This is a genomic window from Bradyrhizobium sp. 141, from assembly GCF_023074055.1.
In the GTDB taxonomy this organism is placed as follows: Bacteria; Pseudomonadota; Alphaproteobacteria; order Rhizobiales; family Xanthobacteraceae; genus Bradyrhizobium.
In genome coordinates this window covers 1-19,094 of sequence record NZ_JADPKR010000048.1, presented here as the reverse complement: position 1 = coordinate 19,094, position 19,094 = coordinate 1, and the positions used below count along the sequence as shown (strand labels likewise).

19 protein-coding genes and 1 pseudogene are annotated in these 19,094 nt (G+C 65.4%); 12 read left to right on the top strand and 8 right to left on the bottom strand.

Annotated elements, in window-relative coordinates:
* Positions 1 to 44: 44 nt before the first annotated feature.
* Together IVA81_RS13920 and IVA81_RS13915 are read right to left on the bottom strand one after the other, a co-directional pair.
* Positions 45 to 1,553 (bottom strand): replicative DNA helicase, encoded by a 1,509-nt coding sequence (locus tag IVA81_RS13920; RefSeq protein ID WP_247318551.1) that lies wholly within the window; start codon positions 1,551 to 1,553, stop codon positions 45 to 47.
* Positions 1,554 to 2,315: 762 nt separating this feature from the next.
* Positions 2,316 to 3,566 carry a cyclopropane-fatty-acyl-phospholipid synthase family protein gene (locus IVA81_RS13915; RefSeq protein ID WP_247318548.1) on the bottom strand — a complete coding sequence of 417 codons (1,251 nt, stop codon included), beginning with the start codon at positions 3,564 to 3,566 and terminating at the stop codon, positions 2,316 to 2,318.
* Between the two features lie 277 nt (positions 3,567 to 3,843).
* Between IVA81_RS13915 and IVA81_RS13910 the strand changes: the two genes are divergently transcribed.
* From IVA81_RS13910 to IVA81_RS13900, 3 genes are all read left to right on the top strand, one after another.
* Positions 3,844 to 4,821, top strand: coding sequence for a hypothetical protein (locus tag IVA81_RS13910; protein ID WP_247318529.1), 978 nt, complete (start codon positions 3,844 to 3,846; stop codon positions 4,819 to 4,821).
* A 105-nt stretch (positions 4,822 to 4,926) separates the two neighbouring features.
* Complete coding sequence (locus IVA81_RS13905) at positions 4,927 to 5,523, top strand: TetR/AcrR family transcriptional regulator (RefSeq protein WP_247318527.1); 597 nt, start codon at positions 4,927 to 4,929, stop codon at positions 5,521 to 5,523.
* Between the two features lie 11 nt (positions 5,524 to 5,534).
* The gene (locus tag IVA81_RS13900; RefSeq protein WP_247318510.1) at positions 5,535 to 6,002 is read left to right on the top strand and encodes a PaaI family thioesterase; all 468 of its coding nucleotides are present in this window, start codon (positions 5,535 to 5,537) and stop codon (positions 6,000 to 6,002) included.
* 37 nt (positions 6,003 to 6,039) lie between these two features.
* Here the strand turns inward: IVA81_RS13900 and rplI are convergent, their stop codons facing one another.
* The 4 genes from rplI to rpsF all read right to left on the bottom strand — a co-directional run bounded on the left by rplI (position 6,040) and on the right by rpsF (position 8,542).
* Entirely contained in the window at positions 6,040 to 6,639 is a 600-nt protein-coding gene (rplI, locus tag IVA81_RS13895) for a 50S ribosomal protein L9 (protein WP_247318508.1), read from the bottom strand.
* A 50-nt stretch (positions 6,640 to 6,689) separates the two neighbouring features.
* Positions 6,690 to 7,661 carry a DUF2232 domain-containing protein gene (locus IVA81_RS13890; protein WP_247318506.1) on the bottom strand — a complete coding sequence of 324 codons (972 nt, stop codon included), beginning with the start codon at positions 7,659 to 7,661 and terminating at the stop codon, positions 6,690 to 6,692.
* Between the two features lie 132 nt (positions 7,662 to 7,793).
* Positions 7,794 to 8,033 carry a 30S ribosomal protein S18 gene (gene rpsR / locus IVA81_RS13885; protein ID WP_007592020.1) on the bottom strand — a complete coding sequence of 80 codons (240 nt, stop codon included), beginning with the start codon at positions 8,031 to 8,033 and terminating at the stop codon, positions 7,794 to 7,796.
* Between the two features lie 5 nt (positions 8,034 to 8,038).
* Entirely contained in the window at positions 8,039 to 8,542 is a 504-nt protein-coding gene (gene rpsF, locus IVA81_RS13880) for a 30S ribosomal protein S6 (RefSeq protein ID WP_212086282.1), read from the bottom strand.
* Positions 8,543 to 8,881: 339 nt separating this feature from the next.
* Between rpsF and IVA81_RS13875 the strand changes: the two genes are divergently transcribed.
* From IVA81_RS13875 to gmk, 9 genes are all read left to right on the top strand, one after another.
* Positions 8,882 to 9,589, top strand: a complete 708-nt coding sequence (locus IVA81_RS13875) for a TetR/AcrR family transcriptional regulator C-terminal domain-containing protein (protein ID WP_247318503.1) — start codon at positions 8,882 to 8,884, stop codon at positions 9,587 to 9,589.
* A gap of 3 nt (positions 9,590 to 9,592) precedes the next feature.
* Positions 9,593 to 10,618 (top strand): fatty acid desaturase family protein, encoded by a 1,026-nt coding sequence (locus IVA81_RS13870; protein ID WP_247318500.1) that lies wholly within the window; start codon positions 9,593 to 9,595, stop codon positions 10,616 to 10,618.
* Between the two features lie 189 nt (positions 10,619 to 10,807).
* On the top strand, positions 10,808 to 11,767 hold the full coding sequence (fabD, locus tag IVA81_RS13865; protein WP_247318498.1) for an ACP S-malonyltransferase: 960 nt from the start codon (positions 10,808 to 10,810) through the stop codon (positions 11,765 to 11,767).
* 14 nt (positions 11,768 to 11,781) lie between these two features.
* Positions 11,782 to 12,519, top strand: coding sequence for a 3-oxoacyl-[acyl-carrier-protein] reductase (gene fabG / locus IVA81_RS13860; protein ID WP_247318495.1), 738 nt, complete (start codon positions 11,782 to 11,784; stop codon positions 12,517 to 12,519).
* Between the two features lie 314 nt (positions 12,520 to 12,833).
* Complete coding sequence (locus tag IVA81_RS13855; RefSeq protein ID WP_008130699.1) at positions 12,834 to 13,073, top strand: acyl carrier protein; 240 nt, start codon at positions 12,834 to 12,836, stop codon at positions 13,071 to 13,073.
* A 107-nt stretch (positions 13,074 to 13,180) separates the two neighbouring features.
* On the top strand, positions 13,181 to 14,446 hold the full coding sequence (gene fabF / locus IVA81_RS13850; protein WP_247318492.1) for a beta-ketoacyl-ACP synthase II: 1,266 nt from the start codon (positions 13,181 to 13,183) through the stop codon (positions 14,444 to 14,446).
* Positions 14,447 to 14,571: 125 nt separating this feature from the next.
* A complete protein-coding gene (mltG, locus tag IVA81_RS13845; protein WP_247318472.1) occupies positions 14,572 to 15,852 on the top strand; it encodes an endolytic transglycosylase MltG in 1,281 nt (426 codons plus the stop codon).
* Positions 15,853 to 15,967: 115 nt separating this feature from the next.
* On the top strand, positions 15,968 to 16,855 hold the full coding sequence (locus IVA81_RS13840) for a YicC/YloC family endoribonuclease (RefSeq protein ID WP_247318455.1): 888 nt from the start codon (positions 15,968 to 15,970) through the stop codon (positions 16,853 to 16,855).
* A gap of 3 nt (positions 16,856 to 16,858) precedes the next feature.
* Entirely contained in the window at positions 16,859 to 17,518 is a 660-nt protein-coding gene (gene gmk / locus IVA81_RS13835; RefSeq protein ID WP_247318452.1) for a guanylate kinase, read from the top strand.
* Here gmk and IVA81_RS13830 read toward each other — a convergent pair.
* Together IVA81_RS13830 and IVA81_RS13825 are read right to left on the bottom strand one after the other, a co-directional pair.
* Positions 17,451 to 18,671, bottom strand: coding sequence for a hypothetical protein (locus tag IVA81_RS13830; RefSeq protein WP_247318448.1), 1,221 nt, complete (start codon positions 18,669 to 18,671; stop codon positions 17,451 to 17,453). The two genes, gmk and IVA81_RS13830, sit on opposite strands and share 68 nt — an antisense overlap.
* 151 nt (positions 18,672 to 18,822) lie before the next feature.
* Positions 18,823 to 19,094: pseudogene (locus tag IVA81_RS13825) on the bottom strand (hypothetical protein); the annotation flags it as partial.

The window sequence follows — 19,094 nt, the reverse complement described above, 5'->3', positions numbered from 1 at the left end:
TCATGGCGCCGTTTTACGCAAGAGGCCGTTCTGGTTCAAGGAACTCAGTAGTCGCTGCCGCTGCGGGCCGGCACCTGACTGTCAGGCGCGAGGTCGCCGAACCGCGTGACCGAGGCTTCGAACGCCAAATCGACGGTGCCGGTCGGACCGTGGCGCTGCTTGCCGATGATGACCTCGGCTTTTCCGTGCGCAAGACTCATGTCAAGCTGCCACTTCTCGTGTTCAGGCGTGCCTGGGCGGGGCTCCTTCATCGCGAGGTAATATTCCTCGCGGTAGACGAACAGCACGACGTCGGCGTCCTGCTCGATCGAGCCGGATTCACGCAGATCCGAGAGCTGCGGCCGCTTGTCGTCACGCGATTCGACCTGACGCGAGAGCTGCGACAGCGCGATGACGGGAACGTTGAGCTCCTTGGCCAGTGCCTTCAGGCTGGTCGTGATCTCAGTGATTTCCTGCACGCGATTATCGCTCCGCTTGCCCGAGCCCGAGAGCAGCTGGATGTAGTCGATCACGAGCAGGTCGAGGCCCTTCTGGCGCTTCAGCCGGCGCGCCCGCGCCATCAGCTGCGCGATCGACAGGCCGCCGGTGGCGTCCACGTAGAAGGGCAGCGACTGCAGCTCGATCGAGACCTCGCGGATCTTCTCGAAATCGGCTTCCGAGATGCCGCCGCGGCGGATGTGGGAGGAGGGAACACCGGTGCGCTCGGCCACGATACGCGTGGCGAGCTGGTCGGCCGACATTTCGCAGGAGAAGAAGCCGATCACGCCACCATTGGCAGCCTTCATGGTGCCGTCGGCCTGGAGCTCCGGAACATAGGCCTGGGCGACGTTGTAGGCGATGTTGGTCGCCAGCGACGTCTTGCCCATGCCGGGACGTCCCGCGACGATGATGAGGTCGGAGCTCTGCAGGCCGCCCATCTTGGTGTCGAGGTCGCGCATGCCCGTCGAGATGCCGGACAGCTTGCCGTCGCGCTGGAACGCTTTTGCGGCGAGATCGACCGCGACCGCCAGTGCCTGCGAGAATTTCTGGAAGCCGCCGTCATAGCGGCCGGATTCGGCGAGCTCGTAAAGCTTGCGCTCGGCGTCCTCGATCTGCGCCCGCGGCTGGAAATCGACCGGCGCGTCATAGGCGACGTTGACCATGTCCTCGCCGATGCCGATCAGGTCGCGCCTCAGCGACAGGTCGTAGACCGTGCGGCCGTAGTCCTGCGCGTTGATGATGGTGGTCGCTTCGGCGGCGAGCCGCGCAAGATACTGCCCGATGGTCATGCCGCCGATATCGGTATCGGCGGGCAGGAACGTCTTCAGCGTGACGGGCGTCGCGATCTTGCCCATCCGGATCAGGCTGCCGGCGGTCTCGAAGATGGTCTGGTGCAGCGGCTCGAAGAAATGCTTCGCCTCCAGGAAGTCGGAGACGCGGTAGAAGGCGTCGTTGTTGACCAGGATCGCGCCCAGAAGGCTCTGTTCCGCCTCGATATTGTGCGGCGCGCTCCGATAGGCGGGAGTTCCTGCGTCGGGCGCGAGTTTGAGAACGTTCGAATCAGTCAGGGCCATGGTCGGACGTGCTTAGCAATTTTCTTGGGCGGATGCGGGGCCGGGATAAAGCGCCGCCTCGGTGCAAAGCGGAAGCGAAAGCTGACCGCTATCAACCGCTCAGTTAAAATGGTGGATGATTGGCGGTCGCAGCACGCACCGCGCTTGACGGATTTTCGCGGAACCGGTGCGGCCTGGAAGCAGCCGCGACCGCGCCATGGAAAATTCCTGAAGCCGTGAACCTAATGGATTGGCGCGCAGACGTACCGGATAGCGCGCGAATTGACGCAACCCTGGGAGCTTTCGGCTCGGTTCAGACCAGCAGGAGGTAGACCAGCGCAACCAGAGCCGCCCCGACGCCGGTAACGATCAGGGCGTAATCGGTGCGGAGGTCGTCCTGCACGTCGAATGAGGTTTGGGTCTCTTTGCTCATGGCGACGGTCTAAGCCAGGGCCGACCAGACTTATGTGAAGTGGATCACATCTTCCCGGATTCTTTCGGGGGTATGACCGGAACAGGTGGACGGGCAGGGAATTGTCTCCCGCGGTCCGCCAACAGGGAACGAGGCAAGCGATGCGGCCAGAACGGCAGCACCAGATCGGGCGAAGCGAGGCAGCTAGCCGGCTTTGGCTGTCGGGGTTGATTGCGGCCATGGAGCACGCTGAACGGCCCGAAGTGCGTCGCCAGCCTGTCGCACCCGAAATCCTGGCCGAACTGCGGGCGCAATTGGCGTTAACGGCGCTTTTCCGCTCCTCCGAGATTTCGACCCTGCGTCACTAGGACCTATTCACCAGCCAATTTCAGCCTCGGCCTGGTCGCGCCTTCGCGAGCCCGCAGCCGGGCTTCCTCACGCGGCATGTAGTCGCGGGTCGTCGGCACCACGCCCTGGCGGCGGGTGACCTGGATCTGGAAGTTCATCATGTTCTGCTTGCGGAACGTCATCTCGCAGGCCGCGAGATAAAATTCCCACATCAAGGCGAACCGCTCGTCGTAGAGCTGCACGGCCTCCTCGCGCCGCGCCATGAAGCGCTCCCGCCAGGCCTTCAGCGTCTCGGCATAGTGCAGGCGCAGGATCTCGATATCGCAGATCAGCAGGCCCGCGCGCTCGATCGCCGGCAGCACCTCCGACAAAGCGGGGATGTAGCCGCCGGGGAAGATGTATTTGGCGATCCAGGGATTGGTCGAATCCGGGCCCTGCGAACGGCCGATCGAATGCAGCAGCATGACGCCGTCCTCGCTCAACAGCTCGGCGCAGCGCTGGAAGTAGGTGTCGTAGAAGCGGGCGCCGACATGCTCGAACATGCCGACCGAAACGATGCGGTCGAACGGGCCGGCGATGTCGCGATAGTCCTGGAGCAGGAATCTGGCCGAGCCCGTCAAGCCTTTTTCGGAGGCGCGTGCATTGGCGATCTGCAACTGTTCGGTCGAGAGCGTGATGCCGGTGACGTCGGCGCGGGCCATCTCGGCGAGATAGAGCCCGAGCCCGCCCCAGCCCGAGCCGATGTCGAGCACGCGCTGGCCGGGCTTGATGAGCAGCTTGGCGGCAATGTGCCGTTTCTTGGCGAGCTGCGCATCGTCGAGCGTCGTCGCTGGCGTCTGGAAATAGGCGCAGCTGTACTGCTTGTCGGCGTCTAGGAAGAGCGAATAGAGCCGGGCGTCGAGATCGTAGTGATGCGCGACGTTGTCGCGGGCGCGCGAGCGCGGATTGAACTGCTTCAGGTGCCGCGTCAGATAGCGCAGATGCCACCAGGGTTTTGCCCACTGCGGCAACAGGTCGGGTTGATCGAGCAGGACCGCGAGGGCATCAGCTATGGTGCCGCGTTCGACCACGAACTCGCCGTCCATGTAGGCCTCGCCAAGCCCGAGCTCGGGATTGACGAGGATCTTCCGCTCGGCGTCCGGGGTAACGAAGCGCACCGCAACCGGAACGCCGGCGCCGTCGCCGACGGCGAATTTCACCCCGCTTGCGCCGGTCACCGTCATCGACCCGCGGCGGATGAATTGGGACAGGAATCTACGCAACAAACGGTCCATCGACATTTCCTCTCGAGCGAACCCGAAAGATGCGACTAACCCGGCCTTCAGATCTGACGCCCAGGCGGCGCAGCGGTTCCTATGCGTTTGCATCCAATCTGGGGAGGGAGGGGCGGCTGCGCTATTGCGCTGAGTTCACAGCCGATATTCGAAAAGCGCTTAATCACATCCTTGCGCATGGAGGCTGCTTCCATTCGCGGCTCAATCGGATAAAAGGTGACCCGCCGCTGCGCCGGAGGCCGGCTGCACCCCTCGGAATTCAATGGAGATGATGGGAATGTCGAGCCGAGCGCTCAGCCTCGCGACGGTATTGCTTCTGATCGGCTTTGGCGCCGCCGATACCGTTTTTGCGCAGGCGACCAACCTCGAGGCCGGCAAGACCCCGTCTCAGCTTTTCGCGCAGACCTGCAATGCCTGCCACAAGAGCCCGCGCGGACTTCTGAAGTCCGTCGCGCCGGGTTCGCTGCCGGGCTTCCTGCGCCAGCACTACACCACGAGCTCGGACATGGCGGGGATCCTCGCCTCCTATCTCGTCTCCAACGGGGCCACCGACACCCGCTACCAGGCCAAGGACGGGAAGGACAAGAAGGACGGCGCCAAGGAGAAGGAAGCGAACACCGCTCCGGGACAGGCGGGCGAGCATCAGGGCCGCCGCCCGCGCGCTCAGGACGCCGCCAGGCCGGACGGCGAGGCTGCTCCCGCGGCAGAGGGCGCGCGCCAGAAGCGTGCTGCGCGGCCGGCCGAGGAGGGAGCGAAGGATAGCGCCAAGCCCGAGGGACAGGCATCGCCCGAGGGTCGCAAAGGCAAGCGCCGCGGCAAGCCCGGTACCGAGGAGGCGCCGAAGGTGGACGCCACCGCGCCAGTCACTGAAGAGAAGAAGAGCGAGCCAAGGCCCGACGCGGCCAAGGTCGAGCCCGGCCGCGATGAGGCCAAGCCGGACAGCAGCAAGGCGTCCGAGAAGCCCGTTGAGGCCAAGCCGGACAGCGCCAAGGTTGAGCCCCGCGGCAGCGAAGCTCCGGCACTGCGGCCTGATCCGGTCCCGCCGGTAACACCGGCTGCCCCAACCGCCGCGAAGCCTGCCGAGCCGGCCGCACCCAAGGCGGCGGAAGAGGCTGCTCCCAAGCCGGCCGCGCCTGCGGCCAGCTCCGAACCGGCGGCCAAACCACAGGAGCCGGCGCCGCCCGCAACCGCTGCAGCCCCGCCTGCAGCGCCAGCCGGGTCGTCCGGTCCGCCGGCACCGCCGATCTCGCGCTAAGCCGCTATTTTTGATCGACAGGCGGGGGCTGCGTTCATCGCGGCCCCCGCATCGCATTGACCACGGTTAGAGTATTGCTCTAGAGTAATACTCTAGGAGATGTCGATGACGGCGAGCGTGCGAGACGACCTGTTGGAAGCCGGGCTGATCGTGTTCGACCGCGTCGGATTCGAAGCTGCGACGGTCGCGGCGATCCGCACCCGGGCGCGCGCCTCCAATGGCAGTTTCTTTCACGCCTTCGGCTCGAAGAAGGAGCTCGCTGGTGCGCTGTTCCTGGAGGTCTTGCAGCACTATCACGTCGCGGTGCTGGCTGCGCTCGATCCCGTGCCCGATGCGGAGCAGGGCATCGATCGCTTGATCCGGGCGCATCTCGACTGGGTCGTGACAAGCCGGTGTGAGGCGCGCTACCTCTTCGAGATTTCCCGGAGCGAGTGGGGTGCGGATTTGCGCGACGCCCAGCGCGCGCAGAATGCGCGCCTTGCGGAGGGTATCGAGCGCTGGCGGGCGCCATTGGTTGCTGGCGGCGAACTCTTGCCGATGAAACCAGTGATGTTCGTCAGCCAGCTGATCGGCCCGGCGCAGATTTTCTGCCGCGCCTTTTTGTCGGGACGCGACCGCACCGATCCGCGCAGCGAGGCCGACACGCTGATCGCCTGCGCCATCCGTGCGCTACGGCCACTCGATCGCATCAACAAGCAATAAGGAGAGACTGCATGCGTGCCGAAGCAGATCCCGAATTCGCGGCCGTCGCCGAGCACATCCATGCCAATGTCGGCCGGCAGGGCTTCATGAACCTGGTCGGCGCCGAGCTGTCCGAATTGTCGCGCGGCACCTGCACGATTGCCGTGGATCGCCGGCCGGAGCTGCTACAGCAGCACGGCTTCTTCCACGGCGGCGTCACCGCCTTTCTGGTCGACAACGCCACCACGATCGCTGCCGCCACCTCGCGCGGCCAGCCGGCGCTGACGGCGGAATACAAGCTCAATCTGTTGTCGCCCGCGGTCGGCGAGAAGCTGATCTGCCGTGCCCGTGTGATCAAGCCGGGCCGTCAGGTGTCGGTGGTTGCGGCCGACGTGTTCTGCGTCAGCGACGGTGTCGAGAAGCACACCGCAACGGCGCTGGCCTCGATCGCGATGTTGAGCGAGGACGTGGCCATGAAAACGAAAAACCCGGCTGCCTGAGGCAGCCGGGCTTCGTGGTCTCGCGCGAATGCGAGGCTTATTTCTCTTCCGCGGCCGGCGCCGGCTCGGCTTCGTCGTGCTCGGCTTCCGGATCGAAGAACTCGCCGGCGGCGGCGATCGCCTCGGCGGCCGCGTCGCGGTCCTCGTTACGGGTCGAGATGTCCTCGCCGCGGTTGATGCGCTCGGCCTCGTCCTGGCTGCGCGCGACCGTGACGGTGATCTCGACTTCGACCTCGGGGTGAACGGCAACCGTGACCGTGTGCTTGCCGATGGTCTTGATCGGCGCGTCGAGCTGCACCTGCGGACGGTCGAGGTGGATGCCGTCGGCCTCGAACGCCATGACGATGTCACGCACCGTGACCGAGCCGAACAGCTGGCCAGCTTCGGAAGCCTGGCGGATCACGATGATGTTCTTGCCTGCGATCTTCTCGGCAACCTTGGACGCCTCGCCCTTGGCCTGGAGGTTGCGGGCCTCGAGCTCGGCCTTCATGCCGTCATACTTGGAACGGTTGTCGGCGGTGGCGCGCAATGCCTTGCCGCGCTTGAGCAGGAAATTGCGGGCATAGCCGTCGCGAACCTTTACGACTTCGCCCATCTGGCCGAGCTTGTTGACGCGTTCCAGCAAAATGACTTCCATATTCGTTCTCCTTTTGAAGTGGTTTGTAGGTTTCAGTTCCGGGGGTTGACTTAAGGGGTCGGCAGTGGCGGCGGCTGCCGGCTGCGCAGGAAACGCTCGCGGAAGCCGAACACGGCATCCGCAAGGCCGAGGATCACCATCGCGATCACGGGCCATCCGAACACGACCACGACGACGTAGGTCGAGCCGAGCCAGAACGTGCGGCTCTTCAGCGCCAGTGTGAGCGTATGCAGCACGGCAAAGCCGGTCAGCGCATAACCCATCATCAGCGCCGCCGCGGTGATCTGTGCGACGATCGCAAGCAGCCCGCTGGTGAAGCAGAAGGCGAGCGCGATGCAGAGCGCCACCAGCGTCATAGGCGGCAGCTCCGCCGTCATCATGTCCGGCCACGGGCGCCGCAGCCGGCCCGACGTCGCCGTGACCTTGGCGCTGAGCCAGAGGTTGAGGGTCAGCGTCATCATCGCGATGATGGTGGCTCCGGCCGGTGCGATGCGCACCAGCGCGTCGACGAACTGACTGGCTTCGCCGGAGGTTTGCGGGTCGGTGGCCCGGAGGAGACGCATCAGGCCGCGCCGCAGCGTGCCGAGGATGGTTTCGGCGTCGGTTCCGAGTGTGAGCAGCGCGGCGATCGTGGTCAGTGTGGCGAAGCCCGCGAGCCACAACAGGATGCGGCCGACCGGATACCACTCGAGCTCGGCGGGCGGTTCGGTGGAGGCGTCTGGCGCGACATGTTCCGCCGGCCGGCTGAGCAGGACGAGATGGCCGAGCCACCACGCCGGCAGCGCGACGGTGACGGCGAACGCGATGCAATAGGGCAGGCCGAACAGGGCGCCGAGGCCGATCGCAGCAGCGATGCCGCCGAGGCTCGCGCATAGCGGTCCCCAGCCGATCGCGGCGACCATCAGCGGCAGCGGTGCGAGATAGAACAGGACGAGCGAAATCAGCGCGCCCGAAATAATCGAGGCGAACATCAGGGCCGACGCAGCGCCGGCGATCAGAGCTATCAGCACAAAGGCCATCATCAGCTGTCCCGCTCCCTTCGAGCGGTTAGAGGCGGCTTGCCCCAACCATCGGCGACCGGACGACCCGGAAGCCTTATGAGTTCGAAAAAGTGGCGACCGGCGGCTCAACGGCCGCCGGTCGAATTGGTCGTCTTAGCGAATGACGTAGGGCAACAGGCCCAGGAACCGCGCGCGCTTGATGGCGCGGGCGAGCTCACGCTGCTTCTTCGCGGACACCGCGGTGATGCGGCTCGGCACGATCTTGCCGCGCTCGGAGACGTAACGCATCAGCAGCTTGGAGTCCTTGTAGTCGATCTTGGGAGCATTGGCGCCCGTGAACGGGCAGCTCTTGCGACGACGGAAAAACGGGCGGCGTGCACCAGCTTCAGCCATTGTTCTTACTCCCCATCCGTCGTCGTGGTTTCAGCTTCTTCGCGCGGGCGGCGCGGGCCGCGGTCGCCGCGGAAGCCACCACCGTCACGATCGCCACCACGGAAACCGCCCTCGCGGTCGCCACGGAAGCCGCCTTCACGCTCGCCGCGGAAGCCGCCGCCACGATCGTCACGTTCGCGATCACGGTCGGCCTTGCGCATCATCGCGGACGGGCCTTCCTCGAGTTCCTCGACGCGGACGCTGAGATAGCGGATCACGTCTTCGCTGATACGCTCCTGGCGCTCGATCTCGGCGATCGCCGCGGACGGCGCGTCGATGTTGAGCAGCACGAAGTGCGCCTTGCGGTTCTTGTTCATGCGATAGGTGAGGGAGCGCACGCCCCAATTCTCGGTCTTGGTGACCTTGCCGCCGAGACCCTCGACGATGCCGGTCATCTGCGCAGTCAGCTCTTCGACCTGCTGCGTGCTCGCGTCCTGACGCGCGAGAAAAACATGCTCATAAAGAGCCATGGTGGTCCTTTCCTCATGTTGGCGCATCGCCCGGCGTCAAGCCCTTAAGAGGCCTTCGGAAAGGACTCTGGGATTAAGCTCAGAAGGCGGAAACACGGGACGACGGGCCGACTGGCCCTGCCACACCAAAATCACGAATGATTTGCTGAGACCGTCCGTTCAGCTCCCGGCCGGGGTCTGCGGATGCGCGCCTTATACGGATTTTGGCTGACTTGGCAAGGTTGGAGCGCCCCGTTTTCGGCCCGATGATGCCGACATGGGGCGGCCGAAGCCCATCCTCCCGTATCAGCTTGACCTCTTTGTTTGTATGCCATACAAACAAAGGATCGGGAGGTGCTGATGACGGGTGATTCGGTCCAGGCTCCGTTTGACGCGTCGGCAGGCGACCCCAAGCACGCCGTGCGCGCCACACGATCGGCCGGCCGCAAGATGCGCTCGCTGCTGCTGGATGCTGCGAGCCCGCTATTTCGGGAGCGGGGGCTGTCTGGCACGGCGATCACCGACATCGCCGCCGCCGCGGATGCGTTCCCAAGCCAGATCACCTATTACTTCCGCACCAAGGAGGCGCTGTTCGTCGAATGCGCCTGCCGCGAGCTGCTGTATCTGGCGCGCGCCACCGAGCAGGCGGCCTTGAAGGCGCGCACGCCGTGGGACTACACGCAGGCGCTGGCACAGACCGTGACGGCGAGCGATTCAGTCGCTTTCTTCGCCGAAGCGCTGACATTGACGCGGCGCCGCCAGGATCTTGCACCGCTCGTCGAGCGCACCATCGAGCGCCTGCACGGCGAAGGCGCGCGCGCTTACGCCGACCAGGTGGCACGGCACGGCTGGCGCTCGCTGCGCGCGCCCGACGAAAGCTCGCGGCGGTTCTGGGCCGTCGCCATCGGCGTCATCCTCGAAGGCTATGCGATGGGCCGTTCGCCCGAGGCGCTGTGCGCCGAGATGCTGCGCGTGCTCGGCGAGCAGGCGAAATCCACGGGCGATGCCGCGCGCCTGCGCCTCGTCGAGGAGCGCGACGCATCAGGCAATTCGAACGAGGAAGGCTAGGCCATGACCGCGCTTCGCATGCGTGCCCGCGATTTCCTGACCGACGATCAACTTGCCGACGTGCGAGAGCGTGTGACCTGGAAAGGTGTTGCGTTGATCGCGCACGCCTGGGCGCTGATCATTGGCGCGATTGCTTTGGTCGCATGGTGGCCCAATCCGGTCACTTACGTCCTCGCCGTCGCGATTATCGGCTCGCGCCAGCTGGGCCTAGCGATCCTGATGCATGACGGCGCCCATGGCTGCCTGTCCGCCGACGAGAAAACCAATCTGACCCTGAGCCAGTGGTTCTGTGCCTATCCGCTGTTTGCGGAGACGCGCAGCTACCGGCGCTACCACCTTCAGCACCATGCGCGCACGCAGCAGGAGGATGATCCCGATCTCGTGCTGTCGGCGCCGTTTCCGATCACGAAGCTGAGCTACCGCCGCAAGTTCATTCGCGATATCACCGGACAGACCGGCTACCAGCAGCGCAAGGCGCAGCTGCTCAACGCGCTCGGCTCGAAGGACTGGCCGTGGCGCCGGCGCCTGACGCATTTCTGGGACAAGCTCGGCCCGCAATGCCTCGTCAATGCCGTGATGTTCGCCGCGCTTGCGGCCGCCGGCGTGTGGTGGGCCTATCCCCTGCTATGGCTGCTGCCGCTGCTGACCTGGATGATGGTCATCACCCGCATCCGTAATATTGCAGAGCACGCCGTCGTCCCCGACAGCAGCGATCCCTTGCGCAACACCCGTACCACGCATGCCAATGTTCTCGAGCGCCTGTTCATCGCGCCGTACTACGTGAACTATCACCTCGAGCATCATCTGCTGTTCTATGTGCCTTGCTACAATCTGCCGAAGGTGCATCGGCTGCTGAGCGCGAGCCGGCATGCCGGCCGCATGGAGGTGCAGCCGGGCTATGCAGCGGTGCTGCGGCTGGCGACGGCGAAGCCCGACCGCGACGACCGGCCAGGTCAGTTGGTGAACAGCGCGCGCCGCGCGCAGGCGGGGGCAGAGGTCGACGCCAACCAGACCGCCGGCGGGTTTTGAGGGGCCGTATCCCCAGTTGAATGCCGGCCAGAGTTCCCATCTCGGCTTGACAGTTCGGCCCCGGACAGTGTCTACGGCCCCCTTTGGAGCATGATCCGGAACCATGGCTCAAGGAACCGTAGCCCAAGGCCGCGCGTAATCGGCTGCCGGTTCTTAGGAGGGATCGTGCCGGACAAGCAGGGAGCGCCGATGACGGCAGCATTCACATTTCCGGGGCAGGGATCCCAGGCGGTTGGCATGGGCAAGGCCCTGGCCGACGCTTTTCCGGTGGCGCGCGCCGTGTTCGACGAGGTCGATGCCGCGCTTTCCGAGAAGCTGACGGCCATCATCTGGGATGGTCCGGCCGAAACCCTCCAGCTCACCGAAAACGCCCAGCCGGCGCTGATGGCGGTGTCTGTCGCCACCCTGCGCGTGCTGGAGGCTGAGGCCGGTTTTTCCGTGGGACGAGACGCGGCCTTCGTCGCCGGCCACTCGCTCGGTGAATATTCGGCGCTGGCTGCGGCCGGCAGCCTGACGGTTTCGGACACCGCCCGCCTGCTTCGCACCCGCGGTCTCGCAATGCAAAAGGCAGTCCCGGTCGGCGCCGGCGCGATGGCCGCGCTGCTTGGTCTCGACTACGAGGCCGCCATGGAGGTCGCCAATGAAGCGGCGCAGGGGCAGGTCTGCCAAGCCGCCAACGACAATGGCGGCGGACAGGTTGTGGTCTCGGGCGACAAGGCTGCGGTTGATCGCGCCGTCGAGATCGCCAAGACCAAGGGCGCCAAGCGCGCGATGCTGCTGCCGGTGTCCGCCCCGTTCCATTGCAAGCTGATGCAGCCGGCCGCGGATGCCATGGCGGATGCGCTCTCGAAGGTCACGATCAAGGCGCCGGCCGCCCCGCTGGTGTCGAACGTGCTGGCGAGCGCCATCACCGATCCCGACGAGATCCGCCGCCGACTGGTCGAGCAGGTCACCGGCACGGTGCGCTGGCGCGAGTCGGTTGTCTATATGGCGGGGCAGGGTGTCACCCGCTTCTTCGAGATCGGCGCCGGCAAGGTGCTGACGGGTCTCGTCAAGCGCATTGCGGACGGTGCCGTCGGCGTCGCGGTCGGCGGTCCCAACGACGTTGCCGCCGCCAGGGATGCATTGGCCGCTGCGAAGCAGGCCTAGAGGAGTTGTTATCGATGTTCGATCTGACAGGCAAAAAGGCGCTCGTCACCGGCGCGACCGGCGGCATCGGCGGCGCGATTGCGCAGGCGCTGCACGCCCAGGGCGCCACCGTCGCGATTTCTGGAACGCGCAAGGAGGTGCTGGATGAGCTTGCCGGCAAGCTCGGCGAGCGCGCCTTTGTGTTACCCTGCAATCTCTCCAAGGCCGACGAGGTCGAGGCGCTGGTGCCTGCTGCGGAAGCGGCGATGGGCCAGGTCGACATCCTCGTCGCCAATGCCGGCATCACCCGCGACAATCTCTTCGTGCAGCTCCGTGACGAGGATTGGGAGGAGGTCATCAATGTCAATCTGACCGCGACCTTCCGCCTGGCGCGCGCCGCGACCAAATTGATGATGCGCAAGCGCTTCGGCCGCATCATCGCCATCACCTCCGTGGTCGGCGTCACCGGAAATCCCGGGCAGGGCAACTACACGGCGTCGAAGGCCGGCCTGATCGGCATGATCAAGACGCTGGGTGCCGAATACGCCAAGCGCGGCGTCACCGCGAACTGCATCGCGCCCGGCTTCATCAAGACGCCAATGACGGATGCGCTCAACGACAAGCAGCGCGAAACGATTCTCACCAAGGTTCCGGCCAACCGCCTGGGCTCGCCCGAGGACATCGCAGCGGCCGCCGTCTACCTGAGTTCGAACGAAGCGGCTTACGTCACCGGGCAAACTATCCATGTCAATGGCGGCATGGCCATGATCTGATGCTACGTTCCGCACTGCCCATACGGGCGGTGCGAGATGCGGCAAACGGCCGTTTCCGGAGCGAAATGAGGCTTGTAGTCAAGGCAATTGAAGTATGATAACCGGACGCTCAACGGATGGGCAAAGAACGCCATTGCAGGTTTTTGAAACCCTGTATATTGGCGATGCGGAGCCTTGGCCGTCGTTCGCCGGGCCCTTTATCGGTTAGGATGGGGCCAAATCTAAAGTTCGTAAGCGAAGGCAAGTAAAACGACCACGACGGCTCGTATCGTCCCGGGGGGTCGGGTCTACAGGGAACAACACGAGGTTAAGCAATGAGTGACATTGGCGAACGGGTTAAGAAGATCGTGGTCGAACACCTTGGTGTTGAACCCGAGAAGGTTGTCGACGCTGCGAGCTTCATCGACGACCTCGGCGCCGACAGTCTGGACACCGTCGAGCTGGTGATGGCGTTCGAAGAGGAATTCGGTTGCGAGATTCCGGACGACGCTGCGGAAACGATTCTCACCGTCGGCGACGCCACGAAGTTTCTCGAGAAGAACGCGAAGAGCTAAGGCTCTTCATTTCGCGGGGACAACATTGAAACCGGACGGGCCGCTTCCCAGCGGTCAGCCGGTTTCTTGTTATTGGCCGTGAGTCTTTCGATGCGGAGTTTTCGGATATGAGGCGGGTTGTCGTCACTGGTCTCGGCATGGTGTCGCCGCTCGGCTGCGGCGTCGAACCGACCTGGAAACGCATCCTCAACGGCGAAAGCGGCGCGCGCCGGATCGAGAGCTTCGACGTCTCCGATCTTCAGACAAAATACGCCTGCACCGTCGTACGCGGCGACGGCACCAACGACACCTTCAATCCCGACAAGTGGATGGAGCCGAAGGACCAGCGCAAGGTCGATGACTTCATCATCTTCGGCATGGCCGCAGCCGGCCAGGCGCTCGACGACGCCAACTGGCACCCCGAGTCCGAAGAAGACAAGTGTGCGACCGGAACCATGATCGGATCCGGCATCGGCGGCCTCAGCGGCATCGCTGAGACCGCGATCCTCTTGAAGGAGCGCGGACCGCGCCGGGTGTCGCCGTTCTTCATTCCGGGCCGCCTGATCAATCTCGCGTCCGGCTACGTTTCGATCGCACATGGGCTGAAGGGACCGAACCATTCGGTGGTCACGGCCTGCTCGACCGGGGCACACGCCGTCGGCGATGCCGCCCGCCTGATCGCGCTGGGCGATGCCGACGTCATGGTCGCAGGCGGCGCCGAGTCGCCGATCAGCCGCATCGGCATTGCCGGCTTCAACGCCGCGCGCGCGCTCTCGACCGGTTTCAACGAGACGCCCGCGAAGGCCTCGCGTCCCTATGACAAGGACCGCGACGGCTTCGTGATGGGCGAGGGCGCCGGCGTCCTCGTGCTGGAAGAGCTCGAGCATGCCAGGCGCCGCGGCGCCAAGATCTATGCCGAGGTCATCGGCTACGGCCTGTCGGGCGATGCCTACCACATCACCTCGCCGTCGCCCGATGGCGATGGCGGCTTCCGCAGCATGTCGGCGGCGCTCAAGCGCGCGGGCCTCACGGCGTCCGATCTCGACTACATCAACGCACACGGTACCTCGACGCCGCTCGGCGACGAGATCGAGCTCGGGGCCGTCGAGCGTCTGCTCGGCAACGCCGCCTCCAAGGTTGCGATGTCCTCGACCAAGTCGTCGACGGGGCATCTCCTCGGCGCCGCCGGTGCGATCGAAGCGATCTTCGCCATTCTCGCGATTCGCGATAATGTCGTGCCGCCGACCATCAATCTCGACAATCCGTCGGTGGAGACTGCGATTGATCTCGTGCCGCACACGGCGAAGAAGCGAGAGGTCAATGTCGCCCTGTCGAACTCGTTTGGTTTTGGCGGTACCAATGCGTCGGTAATCGTCCGGCGTTTGGCCAGTTAGTTTGCGTTTGAGACGAATCCACCGTTTTGCCGTATTCGGCGATAGTCATAGAAGTGGGCGCGTGCATTTGGCAGGGCAAGCGATTGTCAGGTCGCGATTGAACCGGCAGGATTCAGGTTGTTTCGATGAGTGAAAGGCCGCCCATTTCGCCCCGGAGTCCGCGGGCAGCGCTCGAGCCCGAGCAACTCCCGCCGCCGCCGAAGCGATCGGAGCGTGCGCGCAATCCTTTCGTGGTCGTCGGCAACGCCATCATCACCCTTCTGCTGATCGCCATGCTCGGCGCCGGCGGCGTCTATTATTACGGCCGGCAGGTGCTTGAGGCGCCCGGGCCGCTCAAGGACGACAAGATCGTCAACATCCCGCAGCGCGCCGGCAAGCGTGACATCGCCGAGACGCTGAACCGGGAAGGCGTCACCGACATCAATCCCTGGGTGTTCATCGCCAGCGTCGCCGCGCTGAAGGCGAGCTCGGACCTCAAGCCGGGTGAGTATTCGTTCCAGAAGAACGCATCCTTGCGCGACGTCATCGCCACCATCGTCGAGGGCAAGGTGGTGCAGCATGCGGTCACCATTCCGGAGGGCCTGACCTCCGAGCAGATCGTGGCGCGCCTTTCCGACAACGACATCTTCACCGGCAGCGTGCGCGAGCTGCCCCGCGAGGGCACGCTGCTGCCGGAGACCTACAAGTTCCCCCGCGGCACCCCGCGCGAGCAGGTGGTCCAGCGCATGCAGCAGGCGCACAAGCGTGTGCTCGCCGAGATCTGGGAGCGTCGCAATCAGGACATTCCGGTCAAGTCGCCGGAGCAGCTGGTGACGCTGGCCTCGATCGTCGAAAAGGAGACCGGCAAGCCCGACGAGCGCAGCCGCGTCGCCGCGGTGTTCGTCAACCGCCTGAAGCAGCGCATCAAGCTGCAGTCCGATCCGACCATCATCTATGGCCTCGTCGGCGGCAAGGGCACGCTGGGCCGGCCGATCAAGCGCAGCGAGATCACGCAGCCTTCGCCGTACAATACCTATGTGATCGAGGGCCTGCCGCCGGGCCCGATCTCCAACCCCGGCCGCGCTTCGCTGGAGGCCGCCGCCAATCCGGCCCGCACCCGCGACCTCTATTTCGTCGCCGACGGCACCGGCGGGCATGCCTTCACCGAGACTTACGACGCGCATCAGAAGAACGTGGCCAAGCTCCGCGCGATGGAAAAGCAGATCCAGAACGACACGGTGGAGCCGGCCGAGGATGCGCCGCCGCCCGCCGCCGCCGCGCCCGGCGCCGCCGATACGCCGACAGCGACGACGCCGGCGCGGCCCAACCAGCAGAAAAAGCAGCCGTCACGACCTGCCAATCCAGCCAATCCCGCACCGGCGCGGCAAGGCGCGGTGCAACCCTCGCCGCCGGTGGTCCAGCGCTAGGCGCGTTGCAGACCTGCCTGCGGGACTTTGCGGATTCCACTTTCCCGCAAAATAGTCTTAAGATTCGCGTGGCTTGATGCCTCGCGAATCCTGTGTTCCTGGAGAATTTGACCTGATGGCGCTGTCGTCCATGACCGGCTTTGCCCGAAGCCACGGCGCTAGCGGGCCGTACACGTTCGAATGGGAATTGAAGTCGGTCAACGCCAAGGGCTTTGACCTCAGGGTGCGGCTGCCGCAGGGGTTCGACGAGCTCGAGGCCCACGCCAAGAAACGCGCCGGCGAGCTGCTCTCGCGCGGCACCGTCTACGCCAATCTCACCGTCAAGCGCGCCAACGCCGCGGCCACGGTTCGCGTCAACGAGGACGTGCTCAACGCCGTCCTGAAAGCCGCCGCAATGATCGCCGGCAAGGTCGACGCGGTGGCCCCGAGCATCGACGGTCTGCTCGCCATCAAGGGCGTCGTCGAGGTCGCCGAGCCCGACGGCGACGAGGAAGAGGACAAGGCCGCGCGTATCGCTGCCGCGGAGGCCTTCGACAAGGCCCTCGACGAGCTCGTCGCGATGCGCAAGCGCGAGGGCACTTCGCTGGGACAGATCCTGATCCAGCGGGTGGACGAGGTCGAGCAGCTGGCGAAAAAGGCGGAAGCCGCGCCCGGGCGCAAGCCGGAGGCGATCAAGGCCAGGCTCGCTGAACAGATCGCGAGCCTGCTCGACACCTCCGACCGTTTCGATTCCGACCGCCTGATGCAAGAAGCGATCCTGATCGCCACCAGGGCCGACATCCGCGAGGAGCTCGACCGCATCGCCTCGCACATCGCGCAGGCGCGCGAGCTGATCGGCAAAGGCGGCCCGATCGGCCGCAAGCTCGACTTCCTGGCGCAGGAATTTCACCGCGAGGTCAACACCTGCTGCTCGAAGTCGAACGACATCGAGCTGACCAATACGGGGCTGGCCATGAAAAACGTGGTCGAGCAGTTCCGCGAGCAGGTCCAGAATCTGGAGTGATCGATGACGACGGGCGGTCACGGAACTGACGGTGTCGAGCGGCGCGGATTGATGTTCGTGCTGTCCTCGCCCTCGGGCGCGGGCAAGACGACGCTGTCGCGTCTCTTGATCGACCGTATGTCCGGCCTGAAAATGTCGGTCTCCGCGACCACGCGGCCGATGCGGCCGGGCGAGGTCAACGGCAAGGATTATACGTTCGTCGACAAGGCCACGTTCGAGGCGATGGTGAAGGCCGACGAGCTGCTGGAATGGGCGACGGTGTTCGACAACAGCTACGGCACTCCGCGTGGCCCCGTCGAAGCGGCGCTGTCAGCCGGGCAGGACGTGCTGTTCGACATCGACTGGCAGGGCACGCAGCAATTGAAGCACAAGGCCCGTGAGGATGTCGTCAGCGTCTTCATCCTGCCGCCCTCGGTCAGCGATCTCGAAAAGCGCCTGCATTCGCGTGCGCAGGATTCCGACGAGGTCATCCGCAAGCGCATGAGCCGCGCCAGCCACGAGATGAGCCACTGGGCCGAGTACGACTACATCGTGATCAACCACGACGTTGACGAAGCCTTCGCCGAGGTGCAGTCGATCCTGAAGGCCGAGCGCCTCAAGCGCGAGAGGCGGACTGGGCTCGTTGGCTTTGTACGAGGTCTGCAAGGTCAGCTTCAGGGCTAGGCTGCGGCAGCCGGGGTCCTTGCTTCGCCAGTCGTTCCAGCATCGCGGTGATCACGTCGACGTCGACGGCTTCCTCGACTTGACCGTCTTCATCGCGTTTCGTTTGGCCTTGAGCAGCAGGCTTTTGGTCATCGGCGTGCTTCGCAGCGTCCTTGGCGGCGTCCTTGGCAGCGAGCCGTGGCGGCGATGCCTCGATCTCGAACTCTGCGTTGAAGATGTCGGCCTTGTCGAGCTCTGCGGCCGCATTGCGAATGGAGGTGGATTGGGCCGCGATCCTGCCGATCTCCCTGGTGAATGCAGCGATTTGCGCGGTCTGCGGCGGCCGAGCTTCATCGAAGTCGACCGGGCGCGGCTCTGCGCGCGGCGTGACGGCCGGCGTTGCACCGAGCCAGGGCGCGCGGCTTGCGTCATGGTCCTGCGGCGTCCAATCGTCCCAATGCCCGCGGCGGTCGGCGGCTTGGGCGCGTCGGCGTCCGCCGGCGAAGCGGTAGATGAGGCTGGCGAGGACGCCGGCGAGCGCCAGCGCGCCGCCGATCACGAGCAGCAGCATCTGCAGCGAGCCGGTCGGCTTGTCGGCGCTGCTCTCTGCCGCGGCGGGAGCCATCGGGGCGGGTGCCTTTGCCGGCTTCGCGCTCGGCGGCGCGGCCGGCTGCGGCTGTGGTGCGGGGGAGGCGGCCGGCATGGCAGCATCGGGCCAGCGCGTGGCGACGGCAGGCTGCTGCCCCGTCTCGGCGAGAGGAGCCGCCGGCTGTTGCGCGGCCGGCGGCGCGCCCGCCGCAACCGGCGCAGGCGCGGTCATGTTCGGCGCAGCCGGCGCGGCACCTTGCGGGGCAACGTATTCGGCTCGCGCGTTCTGCACGGCTTGCGGGGCGGTTGAATCAGTATCTTGTGCGTCGGTCGTCGCCTGCGCGGTTTGGGAGGCTTTGGCGCCGGCGGCGCGCAGATACCAGCACTGCCGCTTGGTCGTGCGTTCGACGCGATAGTACCAGTGCTGCCCCTGCGGCGCGGCGCCCTTCGGCGAGGCGAGACAGTCGGCAGCCGCGTTGGCCGTGCTCGGTGTGTCCGGCGCGTTCTGCGACACGGCGGCCAGTGGCAGGCCGGCAACGACACTGCCGACCAGCGCGGATACGAATTTTGCGGTGCGGTTGCCCATCCTGGTCTCCCGGTTACGCATGACGCAACTCTTAACCACCCCTTTGTCATCAAACACTTGGGTGGCAATGAGCCGCAAATCCGGAGAGGATGTGGCTTGAATCGGGCCTGCGCGGCGTTGGTTCCGCCGCGAAATCGGTGTTTTGCCCGCGTTATTGCTTGGCTGAGGTCCAGGTTCCGCCGCAGCCGTCGGAGCGGCGCCAGGTGCCGGACCCGCTGCGTGCGCCGAGACGTCCGGAGCCCGTGAAGGTCACGCCCTGGCCTTGGCCACGCGTGCTGACCGAGCCGCTCGGGCTGACGGTTCCGCTCACGCCCTCGCCAATGACTCTGCCCGAGGTGACCACAACCGCGCCGCTCGTCGAGCCGCCGCAGCCGACGCTGGTGACGATCCAGGCGCCGTCAAACCCACCGCCGCCCCCACCGC

Bases quoted from the DNA above. Each gene is read 5' to 3' on its own strand.
- IVA81_RS13920 (WP_247318551.1), bottom strand. From the start codon at position 1,553: ATGGCCCTGACTGATTCGAACGTTCTCAAACTCGCGCCCGACGCAGGA.
- IVA81_RS13915 (WP_247318548.1), bottom strand. From the start codon at position 3,566: ATGGACCGTTTGTTGCGTAGATTCCTGTCCCAATTCATCCGCCGCGGG.
- IVA81_RS13910 (WP_247318529.1), top strand. From the start codon at position 3,844: ATGTCGAGCCGAGCGCTCAGCCTCGCGACGGTATTGCTTCTGATCGGC.
- IVA81_RS13905 (WP_247318527.1), top strand. From the start codon at position 4,927: ATGACGGCGAGCGTGCGAGACGACCTGTTGGAAGCCGGGCTGATCGTG.
- IVA81_RS13900 (WP_247318510.1), top strand. From the start codon at position 5,535: ATGCGTGCCGAAGCAGATCCCGAATTCGCGGCCGTCGCCGAGCACATC.
- rplI (WP_247318508.1), bottom strand. From the start codon at position 6,639: ATGGAAGTCATTTTGCTGGAACGCGTCAACAAGCTCGGCCAGATGGGC.
- IVA81_RS13890 (WP_247318506.1), bottom strand. From the start codon at position 7,661: ATGATGGCCTTTGTGCTGATAGCTCTGATCGCCGGCGCTGCGTCGGCC.
- rpsR (WP_007592020.1), bottom strand. From the start codon at position 8,033: ATGGCTGAAGCTGGTGCACGCCGCCCGTTTTTCCGTCGTCGCAAGAGC.
- rpsF (WP_212086282.1), bottom strand. From the start codon at position 8,542: ATGGCTCTTTATGAGCATGTTTTTCTCGCGCGTCAGGACGCGAGCACG.
- IVA81_RS13875 (WP_247318503.1), top strand. From the start codon at position 8,882: ATGACGGGTGATTCGGTCCAGGCTCCGTTTGACGCGTCGGCAGGCGAC.
- IVA81_RS13870 (WP_247318500.1), top strand. From the start codon at position 9,593: ATGACCGCGCTTCGCATGCGTGCCCGCGATTTCCTGACCGACGATCAA.
- fabD (WP_247318498.1), top strand. From the start codon at position 10,808: ATGACGGCAGCATTCACATTTCCGGGGCAGGGATCCCAGGCGGTTGGC.
- fabG (WP_247318495.1), top strand. From the start codon at position 11,782: ATGTTCGATCTGACAGGCAAAAAGGCGCTCGTCACCGGCGCGACCGGC.
- IVA81_RS13855 (WP_008130699.1), top strand. From the start codon at position 12,834: ATGAGTGACATTGGCGAACGGGTTAAGAAGATCGTGGTCGAACACCTT.
- fabF (WP_247318492.1), top strand. From the start codon at position 13,181: ATGAGGCGGGTTGTCGTCACTGGTCTCGGCATGGTGTCGCCGCTCGGC.
- mltG (WP_247318472.1), top strand. From the start codon at position 14,572: ATGAGTGAAAGGCCGCCCATTTCGCCCCGGAGTCCGCGGGCAGCGCTC.
- IVA81_RS13840 (WP_247318455.1), top strand. From the start codon at position 15,968: ATGGCGCTGTCGTCCATGACCGGCTTTGCCCGAAGCCACGGCGCTAGC.
- gmk (WP_247318452.1), top strand. From the start codon at position 16,859: ATGACGACGGGCGGTCACGGAACTGACGGTGTCGAGCGGCGCGGATTG.
- IVA81_RS13830 (WP_247318448.1), bottom strand. From the start codon at position 18,671: ATGGGCAACCGCACCGCAAAATTCGTATCCGCGCTGGTCGGCAGTGTC.